Here is a 15,096-nt window from a genome sequence, read left to right as displayed (position 1 = left end):
CCGAGAGGGCTGGAGGGAGCGCCATGGAAAACCGTTTGCGGGAGCACGCTCTGTCAATACTTCCCATTCTGCGCGGCAACGGCCTCGACGCGGGGCCGTTGCGGGCCGCGCTGGACGACTGCGCCGAATTTCGGCTGGCGGTCCCGTTCATCGGCGCGATGAACAGCGGGAAAAGCTCCCTGCTCAACGCCCTGGCGGGCCTTCCGCTGCTGCCGGTGGGGATCACCGCCACGACGGCGGTCCCCACCGGGCTCGTTTTCGGAGAGAACGGGGCCTTCGCGCAGCGCGGCGGCGCGCTGCTGCCGATCGGCCTTGGGGACCTGCGCGCGGGAATCGACCTTGCCGGCGTGACCATGCTGCGCGCCTCCTGCGCGCTGCCGTTTTTCGCGGAGCTCCCGAGCCTCTGCCTGATCGACACGCCCGGCCTCGGCGCGGGCACCCTGGAATCGGAGCGCGCCCTGCGCGAGTCCCTGCCCGACCCCTGCGCCTGCCTGCTGGTCTTCGCCGCCGACGACCCGGTCGTCCGGGAGAGCGAGGCGGCCTTCCTGCGGGAGCTTTCCCTGCGCGGCGCGCCCTTCCACCCGGTCCTGACCAAGTGCGACAAGCTGCTGCCCGCCGAACGGGAGCAGGCGGCCGCGTACCTGCGCGAGAGCCTCGCCGACCTGACGGGCACGGCCCCGGAAGCGGTCGCCTGCGTGAGCGCGCGGGGCGACGTGGAGCCGGTGCGCGAGCTGCTGCGCGGTTTGCAGTCCCGGGCGGCGCGGCTGGCGGAAAACAGGCTGAGACAAGCGCTCCTGCTGGCCGCGAACCAGCTGCGCGAATATCTCCGCATGCGCCGGGACGCGGCGGGGCTCACGGTCCCGGAGTCCGCCCGCCAGATCGAGCTGCTGGAGGAGCGCAGCCGGCTTTTGGCCGGCCCCCTGGAGGAGCAGGCGCGGAAGCTGGAGCAGCAGGCAGGCGACTGGGAGCGGTCGCTGGCCGCGCGTCTCGCCGGGACGGTGGAACGCGCGGCGCCTTCGATGGAGGCGATGCTGCTCTGCGAACAGAATCCCGCGTCCTATGTGGACGACACCCTGCGCGCGGCCGCGCTCGACAGCCTGCGCCGGGAACTGGAGCCCGCGCTCAGGGGCTACCAGAAAAGCGTGAACGCCCTGCTCCGCCTGCAGGGGGTCGCCTCCGGACCGGACGCGGCCGCGCGGTGCGCCGTGTCCCCGTCCTGGGGGGGCCTCGCCGGGTTCCCCGACTCGGACGGCCTGTTCGCGGAAATCCTCGCGCTGCTGCGCGGGGTTCCCCGGGGGCGGCGGCGGGAGTCGCTGCGGGTGATGCTGCCGGTGCGGGTGCTGCCGAAGCTCTCCGAACGGGCGCTGGCGTTTACCGCGCGGGAGGGCGGGACGGCGCTTGAAGCGGTGCGGCAGGCCGCCGGAAAGGCCGTCCGCGAGCAGTCGCTCCTGCGGCGCGCCGCGCTGGAGGAGCTCGAGCGCCGGGGAGAGCCGAACGCGGCGGAGCAGACCCGGCTGCTGCGGGAGATCCGCGCGCAGGCGCAGGCGGCGGACGCCGCCCTGTCCGCCTGCTGCCGGAAGGATGAGGAGGACGCGTATGGAACCGATCTTTGAGAAGACCGAGGAGCAGCGCAGGCGGGCCGAGGCCTTCGCCGCGCGCGTCGCGTCCCTCTGCGCCGCTCTGGAGCCCTACTCCGCGGAGGTCGACGCAGGCGGGCTGGAACTGCTGCTGCGCAGCTTTCGGCGCCGGACGGAGGACTTCTTCCGCGAGAACCGGCGGTTCACGCTGGCGGTGGCCGGCCGGGTGAAGGCTGGGAAATCCACCTTCCTGAACACGCTGCTCTTCGGCGGGCGCGAGGTCCTGTCCAGGGGCCTCACCCCGAAGACCGCGGTGCTCACCCGGATGGAGTACGCCGAGGATGCCTCCCTGACCGCGCGGTTTCTCACCCGGGCGGAGTGGGAGGAGCTCTGCCGTCTGGCGGGCTCGGGGATGGACACCCCCCAGGCCCAGGCGGCGCAGGAGACGGCCGCCCGCGCCGGCCGCTTCGGTACCCCGCTGGAGGAATGTTTCGCGGAGGGGACCCGCCGGATCCCGCTCGGGGGGACCGACGGGCTGGAACCGCTTCTGAACGACTATGTCGGCGAGGGCGGGCGTTTCGCCCCCGCCGTGAACAGCCTGACGCTCGGGCTGCCGCTCGACAGCCTGCGCGACCTGGCCGTGGTGGACACCCCCGGACTCAACGATCCCGTCCTCTCCCGCACGGAACAGACCCGGCGGTGTCTGGAGACCTGCGACGCGATCTTTTTTCTCTCCCGGTGCGGGAGCTTTTTGGACCGCAGCGACCTGGACCTGCTGACCGCCCAGCTCCCTCAGAAGGGGGCGGCGGAGCTCGTCCTTGCGGCCACGCAGTTCGACAGCGCGCTCATCGACATGCTCCCCGGATATCCCGACTTGGAGAGCGCGGCGCGCGACCTGCGCGGCGCCCTGCAGGAGCACGCGGCCCGCAGCGTGGGCGCGGCGGTGCGGGAGCTGCGGCGCGCCGGCTGTCCCGAGCCGGTGACGGCGGCCCTCGAGCGCTGCCGGCGCCCGGTCTTCCTCTCCTCGCTGGCGGAGGATCTCGCGCACAGGCCCGCGCGGGAGCTCGGCGAGCGGGAGCGCCTGCTGCTCCGGCTGCTGGGGGAGCCCGGGCGGGAGGAGCTGGAACGGATCGGCAATTTTGAAGAGGCGCGCGCGGCGTTTTTCCGGGTGGCCGCCGAAAAGGACGACCTGCTCCGCCGCAGGGCGGGGCAGCTCACCGCCGCGGCCCGCGGCGAGCTTGGGATGCTGCTCGAACGTCTGCGGGCGGGCGTGCTCGAAAAGCGGGAACGCCTGCTGGAGGAGGAGGCCGCCATCGGGGAGCGCCAGCGGGAGCTGAGCGCGCACCTCGTCCGGGTGCGGGCCGATGTGGACGAGGCCTTCGCGGAATACCTGGCCCCTCTGGAGCAGGCCCGCCTCGACGTGTCCCGCGAGCTTGACCGCCTGGGCGGGGACTGGGCGCAACTGGACTCACGCGAGGGTGTGGAGAGCATCCCGCGGGTGCGCACCGAATCGGCCGCGCAGCCGCTTCGCCCCTGGACCTGGGGGCGCCGCCGCACCATCTACACCAGCGAGCAGAGGACCTACGCCTTCCTGGACCCCGCCGACGCCCGGCGCAACCTGGAGCAGCTTTGGCTGCTCTCCGCCCAGCTTCAGGCGGCCGCGTTCCTGCTGTTCGCGGACACCTCCCGCCTGCAAAACCGGCTGATGGAGGCCGCGGCCAAAAACTTTCCGCTCCAGAGCCCGGCCCGCCAGCCCGAACGGCTGCGGTCGGCGCTGCGGTCCGCCCTCTCCCGGCTGCCCGCCAAGGAGCGTCCTCAGCCGGACCGGCTGCTCCCGGCGTTTTCCCTTCCCGGGGAGGCCGCCGTGCGGGACGCCCCGGGCCAGGCCGCGCTGCGGGAGGCGGCGCGAAGCGCGGCGCAAAAGATCGTCGAAGAACGCCGGCAGGCGGCCGTCCAGGCGGCCCGCCGCCTGCGGGAGCAGGCCGCCGAGGCGGCGGGCGCTTTTTCCGCCGCCCTGTGCGAGACGCTCCTGCGGGAACGGGACGCGCTGGGCGCGCGAAGCGCCGCGCTGGAACGGGAGTGCGGGCGGCTCCAAACCCTGGCGGAGCTGCTGGGGCACTACCAGTGAGCGCCCCGCCAGTCAATTTTTGTTGAATTCCGTCTTTTTTTCGCATGGCATGCTATAATGGGGACAATATCATTCGCACCGGCTGCCCGGATTATCGGGCGCCGGTGCTTTCCTTTTTTCCGGGGACTAATCCCCCGGAAAATCCGTGACTTTACAGAAAGGGAGGGATCGTATGGATGCGTGCAGCAATGCAAAATCCGCTTTCCGCCTGACGCGGGTGCTCGACCAGTGGTTCCAGCGGGCGGCCGAGGTGGGCGCCTATCTCGAGTACGAGATCGAGGGCGTGGTGAAGGACAACAACGGCGGCGAGGAACGGATTGCCGAGCTTCTGGATGTGATCCTGCCCCCGGTCGCGGAAAACTGCCTGCGCCTGGCGCCCGCGGACCGCTGGATCAGCCTGCATGTCAGCATCCAGCCGCAGGTCCTGCTGCTGGAATGCTCCTCGGCGGGAAAGTATTACCTGGAATCCGGGAAGACGCCGGAAGGCGTCTCCTCGGTGGAACTGACCCAATGCGAGGACAGCTTCCAGCTGCGGATGAAGCTGGAGTGCTAGGCCCCCGCCCGGCGGGGCGGGCGCTTGGGAGAACACAGATTGATTGGAGGGGGAGATCCTTATGATCGACTACGAAAAGGCGGAAGCATTGATCGGGACCGAAAAATATCCGGAGGCCATCGCCCTGCTGGCGGCGGAACCGGTCTCCATATTGGACGACGGGAACTTCGAGCGGATGGAACGCTGCCTGTCCTCGCTGCCGGAGCAGGTGCTCCAGCAGTCGCCCGAGGGGTGCTTTCTCGCCCTCTCGGCGGACCTTCGCCTGGGGCGGGCGAATTCGGCGCGCCAGTGGTTCAACCAGCTCGCCGTCCTGCGCGACCAGTGCCCGGAGGGGTCCCCGGCGCGCGCGGCGGTGGTGCGGTACGTCTGCCTTGCGGGCATCATGCTGCCGCAGACGGACAACGCCCAGATCCTGCTGCTGCTTTCCATCCTGCACAACGAGACGATCAGCCACCGGCTGCCGCCCGTCCACCTGAGCGCCACCGGGCGCAGGCCCAGCGTGCTGCGCGGGGCGAAGGACCTCTCCGATTGGGGCAGGAACTACCGCGCGGTGGCCAACATCGTGACCCCCCTGGAGGATTCGGTGCTGCCGGACGGCGGGGCGGGCGCGGTCTCCGCGGCGGTGGCGGAACTGCTCTATGAGCGGGGCAGCCTGGACGCCGCGAGCATCGAGGTCGCCGGCGCGCTCTCCAGCCCCAACGTGGAGATCGCCTTCGCCGGTTACGCGCAGCTCGCGCGGATCGCCCGGCTGGACGGCGTTTCAAACGGGCGGCCGGAGGAGGTCCTGCAAAAACTGGGGGTTCTTCTGGAGGAGCGGGGGGCCGCCCACCTGCTCCCCAACTATCGCGCGCTGTGCATCCGCTTCGATATCCACCGCGGCCAATTGGACGCGGTGGAGGAATGGGCGGCCGCGAGCCAGGTCGACGCGCTGAAGGACTGCTGCCTCAGCAACGCCTATGAGCTGATGTCCCGCGCCAAGGCGCTCATCGCCCTCGGGCGCTGCCGGGAGGCGGTGACGCTGCTGGAGAGCCTGATGCTCGTGTTCCGGTCGGACATCCGGCCGCTCGACACCATCGAATGCCTCGTGGACAGCGCCATCGCCTGCGAACTGCTGGGGAGCCGCAACCTGGCGCTGGATAAGCTGGAGGAGGCGCTCCTGCTGGCCGCGCCCTTCCGGTACGTCCGGGTCATCGCGGACGGCGGACAGGTCGCGGCCCGGCTTCTGGGGCAGCTGGTGAAGGAGAACCGCCGGACGGGCAGCCTGTCCGCCTCCTATCTGCAAAGCGTGCTGGAGACCGCGAAAAACTACGCGCTGCTCTTCCCCCTGCTCTATGACCAGGACCGCGCGGCCCCGAAGGCTTCGGCCGGCTACATGCCCGACGTCACCCCCACCGAGCTGCAGGTGCTGCAGATGCTCGCCGCCGGCAAATCCAACAACCAGATCCGCGAGCAGCTCGGCGTCAAGCTCCAGACGGTGAAGTTCCACGTCTCCAACCTCCTTGAAAAGCTCGGCGCGAAAAACCGCATCGAGGCGGTCAATATCGCCAAGGAGCTCAAAATCCTGTAAATTTTTCTTCCGAAACAATACTTTAGTCCAGTTTACGAAAAGAAAAAGTGTGTTACTTTAAACTCATGAAAGCGAGCTGCGGGCGGGAAGGGGGCAAACGGGATGCGGGGCATATCCGAATTGCGGCAGAAGCAGCGGCGGGAGGCCGCCGCGCGCCTGACCTCCCCCGCACACATCCTCCAGAACCGCTTTGAGGAGCATCAGAGCATCGAGGGTTATTTCGAGGACCGGACGGTGCCGGACTTTCTGGGCTGCGACCGGTTGTGGAAATGGGACACCCTCTACGGCACCGTCCAGATGGGCTACGACCCCAAGCGGGGCCAGAGCTTCCTCTTCGCGAACATCAAAACCTCGATCTTCGACACGGCCGCGAGCCAGGAGCAACGCAAGATGAACGACCGCCAGCGGATGAGCCAGCTCAAGACCGGCAACCAGAACCGGGCGTTTTCCGCCCGGCGGCGGGCCAACAGCTCGGTGCTCCTCTACAAGGCGGAGAACAAGCCCTGGAGCGAGCAGTCGATCCGCCCCTACTTACAGCGGCAGAGCCTGGAGGCCCTCCAGAAGACGATGCCCTTTTTGAACGCCGCGCAGGAGCGGACGGAGCGCAGAGGCCTGCTGGCAAGGGACCGGGCGCTCTCCGCGGCGGAGCGGGATGTCCGGGGGCCGGAACGCGCGGGGGTGCGGGCCGAGCGGCGGGAGCTCTCCCGGGAGCTCGACTTCCTCGGTTCGATCGTCCGGCGCAAGCAGGCGCAGTCGCGCGGGTTCTTCCGCAAGCTCAACATCGCCTTCGACCTGCAAAAGCAGAAGATGTTTGAATACTACCGCGGCCGGATCGCCGCACGCCGCCTCGAGGCGGAAAACCTGACGCCCGAGACCCCGGAGAAGGATGAGAAGAAATGACCTTTGAGACAGCCGACCGCGAACCGCTGCAGGCCGTCCTCGCGCTGGGAAAACGCTGCGACGGGGGCGAAATTCTCCGCGCCCCGCAGGGCTTTGCGGAGGACGGGGCGTTCGGCCGTGTGTGCGCCGCCTTCGGACTGGACGCGCGCGAGACCGCCGCGTTCGCCTGGTGCCTCTACCGCGCCGCCTGCCTGCGGCCCTTCCCGGAGCCCCGGGAGCTGGCCGCGCTGTGCGCTGCAGAGGGCGGCGCGCCCGCGCCGCTGCCGCTGCTCTTCTCCCCGGAGGCGGGCGGCCTTCTGCGGACAGCCTGCGAATGCGCGTTCGGCCAGGAGCCGCGGCTTCCCGCCTGGGTGCGGCCGATCGCGCCGCCCGTCGGCGAAAGCTACCACGGCGGCGCGCTCCCGGCGGCGCTGGACGCCTTTCTGGATCGCTGCTCCGCCGGGGAGGACCTCGTCCCGGCGATGGCCTGCCTGACGGGCGGGCCCGGAACGGGGAAAAAATATCTTCTGAACGAATGCTGTTTCCGCCGGGGCTGCGGGATGCTCGCGGCCGACTGCGCGGCGATTGGTACGGAGGACCTCCCGGAACTGGCGGGGCTGGCGCTGCTCTTCAACGCGCTCGTCTGCCTCGACCGGTACGAGGACGCCCACGCGCCGCTGGCCGAGGGGCTGTTCCGGTGGTTTTCGCTGGTCCTGTGCAGCGCACGGACGCCGGTTTCGGCGCCGGAGGGCTGCCGGGCGTTTTTTGAGCGGGAGGTCCCGCCGCCCGCCGCCCCCGAACGCCTGCGGGCGATGCGGGAGCTTTTCCCCGGCCAGCCGGATGCGGAGCTCTCCCGCGCCGCGTCCCTCTGCCGCGCCCCGGTGGGCGCGCTCGTGAAGGCCGCGGCCCGGCTGCGGGCCGAGACGGCCGCGGGCGGGCCCGGGGACCTGCGGGAGGCCCTGCGCCGTGAAAACGGGCAGGCGCTCAACCAGAGCGCCCAGCGGATTCAAAACGGCAAGCGGATGGAGGACCTCGTGCTCCCGCCGGAACAGAAGCGCCAGCTCGAAAGCCTCTGCGCGTTCGCCCGGGGACGGGAGACCGTCTGGAAGCGCTGGGGGTTCGCGCGCACGATCCCCGGCGGTCAGGGGCTGACCGCCCTCTTCTACGGCGCGAGCGGCACCGGCAAGACGCTGGCCGCCTCGGTGGTCGCGAACGAACTGGGACTACCGCTCTACCGGGTGGACCTCTCCCAGCTCATCAGCAAGTACATCGGGGAAACCCAGAAAAATATCGGCAGAATCTTCGACGCGGCGGAAAGCGCCGACTGCATCCTCTTTTTCGACGAGGCGGACGCCCTCTTCTCCCGGCGGACCGAGGCGACCGACGCCCAGGACCGCTACGCCAACGCGGAAATCGCCTATCTTTTGCAGCGCACCGAGCAGTATGACGGCATCATCCTGCTAGCAACCAACCTGCTGCAGAACTTCGACGAGGCGTTCCGGCGGCGGATCGGCTTCATGATCCGCTTCCCCACGCCCGACGAGGCGATGCGGGAGGCGCTCTGGCGGGGGATCTTCCCGGAGGAGGCCCCGCTCTCCGATATCGACTATCCGCTCCTGGCCAGGGAGCTGGAGCTGACCGGCGCGGGAATCCGCGCCTGCGCCCTCAACGCCGCTCGCATGGCGGCGGCAGAAAACGGAGAAATCAACCTGGAGCGGCTCTGCCGGGCCGCCCGCGAGGAATACCAAAAGCTTGGAAAAACCTTCCCGGCACGGTTCGGGCAGAGGTTCCCCACAGGAAAGGAGCTGGACGGATGAACTTTTGGAAACGGACTTTCGCGACGCTGGCGGCCTTTGCCATCCTGCTGGGGGCCGTCCCGGAGCTGCCCGCGCCGCTGGCGGCGCCCGTCTTTGCGGCGGACGAGGATACGGAGGCCGTGGGCCCAAATGACAAAACCGCCTTTCTGGTGACCCTCGCGGACGGAAAGACCGAAGAAACCTGGTCCTTCAACGATGTCCGCCGCGGCTGGCGCCAAGAGAACGGTTCGGCGGCAACTTACACCAAGGCGGTACAACAGAAAAATATCGAGGCAAGCGGAAGCGAACTGAAGGGGCTCGAAATTGAGGGTAAGACGGCGCGCTCCCTTTCCGCGGAAATCGACGGAGCCGGCAAGACCATCACGCTGGCGGACGGCACCGAGTTGTCGCCCGAGACGGGTCGGTATTCGGCCGGTCTCTTCCCTTACGTCGAAGGCGGCAGCCTCAAAAACATCACGGTCCTGCTAGAGGGCGGGGTTTTCTATATCCAGCCCGCTTCCCCCAGCATCGGCCAGGCGGTCTACCACGCGGGCATCCTCGTGGGGGAGATATACGGCGGCAACATCAAAAACTGCGCCGTCGTCAGCAGGGTGAAGACCGGAAGCCTGGAAATCCGTAACGTTTTGATGGGCCTGGGCTCCTACAGCGTCGGCGGTCTCGCCGGGTGGGCCCACGGCGGCACGTCCATCGACGGATGCTATTCCGACGCAGACGTCTACGCCGGCCTGGGAAGCGGCAACATCTCCGGCACCTACAAGTATGTGGGCGGCCTGGTGGGCCTGATGGGCGACAGCAGCACCGCCGTGAGCAACTGCGCCTACTACGGACAAAAAGTCTATGTCTACGACTTCGACCCAGAGAGGTGCCCCAGCATCTCGAGGCGTTCCGCCTCGGCAGGCGCCCTGGCCGGCGGCACGGAGGGCGGCGCGGGGCTCCAGAACAGCTACGCCCACAAGGGCGCCGTGCGGATCTACGACATCCAGGAGGGGAACGGCGGCACCGATATTCGGAATACGATAAATGACCTGGGGAACCGTACAAATCCCCTCTCGGGATTTCCCGCCGTCATCGGCGGCGGCGCGGCAGGCACCGTGGCGGGCAACACCGCCACCGGCTTCAGCAGCGTTTACAGCCAATTCACCTGCCATGTCAACTCAAACGGCCTCAGTTATGACGGCAAGACCGGCACGACGGCCACCGCCTCGAGGCTCGGCGCCTCGTGGATCGACGTGAACACCAGCATCCCCAACCTGAAATGGCTGGTCGGAAGCGGCGCGCCCGAGGTCAAGGTGACGGGCAGCCCCTGGCCGCCCACCGTAGCCATCACCCCCTACCCCGTGGCGGGCAACGACTGGCGGTTCGACGCGTCGGTCCCGGTCATGGGCACAATGCCCACCGCCAACCCGCCCGCAGGCATCACCATCGATTCCTCGGCGGGCATGGCCGGGGTCGTGGTCGTGCCGCACGGCGTGGCGGGCAAGGACGACTTTTACGCCGGGCTGACCTACGACTTTGTCGCCCGGCTGTCGGGCGTCACGTCCACGGACGGGTTCCGCGTGAACTGGAGCGCCGGGCCGGAGCCCGCCGCAACGGCCGACGGCGCGCTCGCGATCCCGGCGGAATCCGCCGGGAAAGCGGTCACCGTCACCGCCGCCGCGGTCAGCACCGCGAGCGGTTCCACGGTCGGTACCGGCAGCTATTCCTTTACGCCGAAGGCCGGCGACCTGAAGGTCACCAGCACCGTCGAAGAGGTGGAGCCCGGCGGGAGCGTCGGGGTCGGCGCGGAAGTCACCTCCGGGCTGCCGGAGGGATGGGACGTCGTCTTTTCGGTCGAGGGAAAGTCCGGCACCGAAGTGACAAAGGAGGGCGGCGGATACCTGCTGAACGCCGCGCCGGACGAAACGGGGACGGGCGGAAAGCTCACCGTCACCGCCACGGCTGAAAATGCCGGCTTCCCCGGCGCGCGGCTGACCGCCTCCAAAGAGATCACGCTGAAAGAAAAGGCCCCCGGCCCGGAATATGCCGACGAACTGCAGCTGGCTCCCGCCGAAGGCGGCTCCGGCGGCGGCAGAGAGCTCCTCCCCGGGCAAAAGGTGAAGCTTTCGGTGACGGCCCCCACGGTACCGGAGGGCGCGGTCCCCGGCGCGCTTTCCACCACGGCCTGGTCGGGCGGCGGACTTGACGGCGCCACGGGCGCGAGCGTGGAATATACCGCGCCCGCGGACGGCGTCAGCGGCACGGTTACGATCACGGCCACTCTGAAGGTCGGCGCCGGCACGGAGGACGCACCCGGAGAGGTCGACTATACCGCGGTCTTTTCCATCACCGCGAAGACGCCGGACACGCCGGGCACGCCCACCGCCGGCAGGGTAACCGTGACGGTCCCATCGCCGGACCGGCTCGACGGAAGCGGCAAGCACGTCGAGGCGGGGGATCCCGGCGGATCGGTCCGCAACCACTATACGCTGACCTTCAACGCGCACACGGTGTCCGACAGGGACAACAAAACCGTCATGGACGTGCTTGCGTTCTATAAGTACCAGTTCGTCAAGGCGAATGCGAACGTGAATGAGAGCGGCTTTGCCGAGAGCGAAAAGGACGACAACGTCACCGACCTTTCGGGCAGCGCGGAGACCGGGATCGGCTTCTCCCTGAAGGACCCCGCGGCGGATAACGCCGTCTATCTTAAGCTCTATATCGATGGGGACAACGCCAGCCGCACAAGGGGCGGGGCGGTCGTCTACAAGGTCCCGCTCGCGTCCTGGAGCACCGCGCTCCCGCCGGAGCCCGGCTGGACCGCCGACGAGGGCAAGCCGGTCGGCAGCTATACGGCCTCGGTGAACCCGTACAAACCGGACCACACGCCGGAAGGGGCGGAAAGTCCGACCGCGATGGACCTTTCCAGGCTGGAGTATCTGGATTCGAGGGATTCTACCAGCCATACCGGCTTCACGGAAAAGGACCTCGTCTCCGGGAAAGACATCGAGATCACCAACGTGCGGCTCTCCAGGGTCCCCTTCGACGCCCTCTATGAGGAGTATTTCCTCCCGTCCGGTTCGGGCAGCGGCAACTCGGGCGGCAGAACCAACCCGCCGGTCTTTTCGACCGGCAAGGACGGGATCATCGACGAATCGATCGGCATCGTCATCACGGTGCCGGGGGAGCCGGACGCCGTCATCCGCTACACCACCTCCGTCGTGGACGAGGGCGAGAACTTCATGGACCCGACCAGGGACACCGGCACCGTCTACGCCGGGCCGATCCCCTTCCCCACGGACAAGACGACCTTCGGCATCAAGGCGATCGCGACCGCGGGGGATAAGCTGCCCAGCACGGTGTCGTATATCCGCTACAACTCCACGACCAACATCGGCAGGCCCGACCCGCCGGAGCTCAGGCTGAACGGGCTGGCCTTCGACCCGGCCATGACCTATCCCTCCGGAAGCAAGATCCATTTCACCCACCCCTTCCTGGGGAAGGGCGCCGTCCGCTTCACCATCGACGGAAGCACCCCCACCGAGGCGAACGCCAAGGAGTACAACGAGCAGGAGCCGCTCGACCTGCCCGGCGACTACGCGGTGGTGACCATCCGGGCGTATTTCAAGCGAACGGACGTGCCCGATAAGGTGAGCGACACCGTCAGCTTCCCCGTGCGCGTGCGCCAGGCACTGGGCGGTCCGGCCGCGAGCGTCAATCCCAACACGTCGGTGACCAACGGGCAAAGCCTGTTGCTCACCCTTTCGGACAAGACGCTCGAACAGCTCGACAGCAACTATGGGACCTCCGGCGCCTTTTTGCAGCGGGTGACCTATCACGCCGCCGACGGGCTTCATGACAGCGGCGGCCGGCTGCTGACCGATCTTGTCATGCAGGATTCCGGTTCCGAAAACGACGCCTCCATCTCGCTGGACCGCGCCAGCGACGCCCCGCAGGACGGGGCCGAGTACATCAACTGCATCCTGACTCTCGACAATTTCGCCATGCCCACCCTGCAGTATGTCATGGGGGACGAGGATCCGATCGCGGCGGGCACCGCCTATTCCTACGGGCTGCGGACGGTCACCGGCTCCACCGACGACGCGGGCGTCACGGCCTACACGGTCAGCTACCGCAATCCCCAGACGATCACACTCGAGGGGGAACCCAAGAAATCCGTCACCGTGAAGGCGGCGGTGCTCACCAAGAGCGAAACCTATGACAACAGCGCGGTTTCCACCTTCCTCTACCGGCTGCTGGACCGGACGGCGGCGCCCGAGGCGTCGCCGAAGCCTCCGGACGACGAGGCGCTCGAGCTGCGGCCGGACGAGACGATCAAACTGTCCAGCAAGACCGCCGGCGCGAGCATCTACTACACCGACGACGACACCCCGCCCGCCCTGAAGGTGGACGGCGCCCCGGACGGCACCACCAGGCTCTACGACCCGAAGACCGGCATCCCCATGAACAAGGACGCCCTCACCTTCTACATCATCCGGGCGTTCGCGGTCACCCCGGGCTACGACCAGAGCGAGGTCGCGGTCTTCCGCTACCAGCTTCCCGCGCGGGTGCAGGCGGTGCTGGCCAGCCCGGACGACGGCGATGAGATCGTGAAGGGCACCAAGGTCACCCTCACCTGCACCACCAGGGACGCGACCATCTATTACACCACCAACGACAGCACGCCCGAGCCCTACAAGAGCCCCGTCTACTCCTCCCCCATCCAGATCGACGAGGACACGGTCATCCGGGCCATCGCCGAGAAGGACGGGATGCAGAGCGCCGAGGCGGTCTACGACTACGAGGTGGCGGGCACCCTGAAGAAGCCCTCCTCCTCGCTCGACAGCGGCTCGGTGGTCTACAAGGGCACCCGCATCAGGCTTTCCGGCAAGGAGACGATCGCCTACACGGTGGACGGCAGCGATCCCAAGGCCATCCTGAAGGAGGACGACAAGAAGGACTCCTCCGGCGGCGGCACCACCATCACAGTGACCACGGGCGAAAAGGAGAAGGACGACCAGGTGCTCTACGGCGAGAACGTGGTGATCGACGCCGACTTCGGGGAATCGGTGACCGTGACCGCCTTCTGCTACGGCGGCGGCAAGACCCCCAGCGAGACGTCGACCTTTACCTACACCATCTGTGAAAAGGAGGACTACCTGACGGCGGTTCCCCCGGCGGGCAGCGTCCTGCGGCCGGACGACTCGGTGACCCTCACCACCTCGCTCACCGACGGCATGATCTTCTACACGGTCGGCGGCGACGCGCCCGACGTGCGTTCCTCCGGCAGCGGCTACCGCCATTCGGCGCGGGGCGACGCCGTCGAGGGCAGCACCGTGCCGGTGGAGGGAGAGCCCGGCAGCACCTTCACCATCCGGGCCACGGCGGTGCAGGACGGCGGCGACGGCGGCACCACGGTCGTCTTCTCCTACCAGATCGCCGAGCGCACCCCCGCGCCCACCGCGTCGATCCCCTCCGGGGCGGTCACGCTCGACGGCGCGGCGGTGGTCCTCACCGTCAAGGAGGGCGACATCTTCTACACGACCGACGGCGCCGACCCGACCACCTCCAGCACCCTCTACACAGGCCCCATCTCCGTCACCGGCTCGATGGTGCTCAAGGCCGTCGCCGTCGCGGAGGGCAAGGAGCCCAGCGAGATCGTCCAGTACGTCTACACCCACGCCGGCCAGACGGCCGCGCCGGTGATGAGCGTGCCGGGCGGCGAGATCGAGCAGGGCACCAAGGTGGAGCTGAAAACCGAGACGCTCGGCGCGGTCATCTACTACACGACCGACGGCACCGAGCCCACCGAGCAGAGCATGACCTACACCGCCCCGGTGACCATCATGCGGCCGGTGACCCTCAAGGCGAAGGCGGCGCTGCCCGGACTCCACGACAGCGTGGTGAACGCCGCCACCTACACCGTCTTCGAACCGGAAAAGCCGGAAACCGAAAACGAAGCCGATAAGCTATTGCGTCTGGAGACCGATCGGCTGGCAAGCCGCCGGACCTATTCGGACGAGACCGCCGGGCCGAGCTTCTCCGACGTCGTGCTCGTGGATACCCAGTTCAACGCCGTGCTCTCCGCACCGGACGGGAGCGTCCCCGGGGACGCCCGGCTGGTGATCCGCAGGGTGGAGCCCTCGAGGAAGGAGCGGCAGGCGGTGCAGACCCAGTTCGGCTACGCCATCGTCTCCGCCTTTGAGGTGACGCTCGAACGCGGCGGCGAGGAGATCGGGCTCTCCGGCGAGGCCGAGCTCGGGCTTCCGGTCCCCGCGGACTACCAGAACGGCGTGGTCATGATCTGCCGGCTGGCCGAGGACGGGTCGGTGGAGGCCTGCGACACCCGGCGTTCCGGCGGGATCGCCTACGCCATGCGCGACCATCTTTCCAAATACGCGATCATCGTCCCGGAAGCGGCCGCCGCCATGAGCGGGGGCGCGCGCTCCGGTCTCCCATGGGCACTCGGCGGCCTGGCCGCATCCGCGGCCGCGGCCGGGATCGTCCTGGCGGCGCTCCGCCGGAGAAGGAAAAAACAGCGGAGCGAGGATTTACCGGAGGCCTGACGGCCGCGGGGTCCGCTTCCAAATCTATAGAGA

The 15,096-nt window shown here is 68.4% G+C and carries 7 protein-coding genes; all 7 read left to right on the top strand.

Annotated elements, in window-relative coordinates:
• Positions 1 to 23: 23 nt before the first annotated feature.
• Positions 24 to 1,613: a dynamin family protein gene (locus tag RCI06_RS01270; RefSeq protein WP_306573732.1), complete on the top strand. Its 1,590-nt coding sequence runs from the start codon at positions 24 to 26 to the stop codon at positions 1,611 to 1,613.
• Positions 1,597 to 3,705: a dynamin family protein gene (locus RCI06_RS01265; protein ID WP_306573730.1), complete on the top strand. Its 2,109-nt coding sequence runs from the start codon at positions 1,597 to 1,599 to the stop codon at positions 3,703 to 3,705. The genes RCI06_RS01270 and RCI06_RS01265 overlap by 17 nt, the downstream gene beginning before the upstream one ends.
• A gap of 172 nt (positions 3,706 to 3,877) precedes the next feature.
• Positions 3,878 to 4,258 (top strand): hypothetical protein, encoded by a 381-nt coding sequence (locus RCI06_RS01260; RefSeq protein ID WP_276872778.1) that lies wholly within the window; start codon positions 3,878 to 3,880, stop codon positions 4,256 to 4,258.
• Positions 4,259 to 4,319: 61 nt separating this feature from the next.
• Positions 4,320 to 5,825: a LuxR C-terminal-related transcriptional regulator gene (locus RCI06_RS01255; protein ID WP_306573728.1), complete on the top strand. Its 1,506-nt coding sequence runs from the start codon at positions 4,320 to 4,322 to the stop codon at positions 5,823 to 5,825.
• Between the two features lie 102 nt (positions 5,826 to 5,927).
• Positions 5,928 to 6,725, top strand: a complete 798-nt coding sequence (locus RCI06_RS01250) for a hypothetical protein (RefSeq protein WP_101552324.1) — start codon at positions 5,928 to 5,930, stop codon at positions 6,723 to 6,725.
• Complete coding sequence (locus tag RCI06_RS01245) at positions 6,722 to 8,521, top strand: ATP-binding protein (RefSeq protein WP_306573726.1); 1,800 nt, start codon at positions 6,722 to 6,724, stop codon at positions 8,519 to 8,521. The genes RCI06_RS01250 and RCI06_RS01245 overlap by 4 nt, the downstream gene beginning before the upstream one ends.
• Entirely contained in the window at positions 8,518 to 15,063 is a 6,546-nt protein-coding gene (locus RCI06_RS01240; protein ID WP_306573724.1) for an FN3 associated domain-containing protein, read from the top strand. The genes RCI06_RS01245 and RCI06_RS01240 overlap by 4 nt, the downstream gene beginning before the upstream one ends.
• Positions 15,064 to 15,096 lie beyond the last annotated feature (33 nt).

It is taken from the genome of Anaerotruncus massiliensis (ex Togo et al. 2026), from assembly GCF_030825285.1.
Lineage (GTDB): Bacteria > Bacillota > Clostridia > Oscillospirales > Ruminococcaceae > Anaerotruncus > Anaerotruncus massiliensis.
This window is presented reverse-complemented; position numbering and strand designations above follow the sequence as displayed.

Excerpts from the sequence above, each read along its gene's own strand:
- RCI06_RS01270 (WP_306573732.1), top strand. The coding sequence starts at position 24 with ATGGAAAACCGTTTGCGGGAGCACGCTCTGTCAATACTTCCCATTCTG.
- RCI06_RS01250 (WP_101552324.1), top strand. The coding sequence starts at position 5,928 with ATGCGGGGCATATCCGAATTGCGGCAGAAGCAGCGGCGGGAGGCCGCC.
- RCI06_RS01260 (WP_276872778.1), top strand. The coding sequence starts at position 3,878 with ATGGATGCGTGCAGCAATGCAAAATCCGCTTTCCGCCTGACGCGGGTG.
- RCI06_RS01245 (WP_306573726.1), top strand. The coding sequence starts at position 6,722 with ATGACCTTTGAGACAGCCGACCGCGAACCGCTGCAGGCCGTCCTCGCG.
- RCI06_RS01240 (WP_306573724.1), top strand. The coding sequence starts at position 8,518 with ATGAACTTTTGGAAACGGACTTTCGCGACGCTGGCGGCCTTTGCCATC.
- RCI06_RS01255 (WP_306573728.1), top strand. The coding sequence starts at position 4,320 with ATGATCGACTACGAAAAGGCGGAAGCATTGATCGGGACCGAAAAATAT.
- RCI06_RS01265 (WP_306573730.1), top strand. The coding sequence starts at position 1,597 with ATGGAACCGATCTTTGAGAAGACCGAGGAGCAGCGCAGGCGGGCCGAG.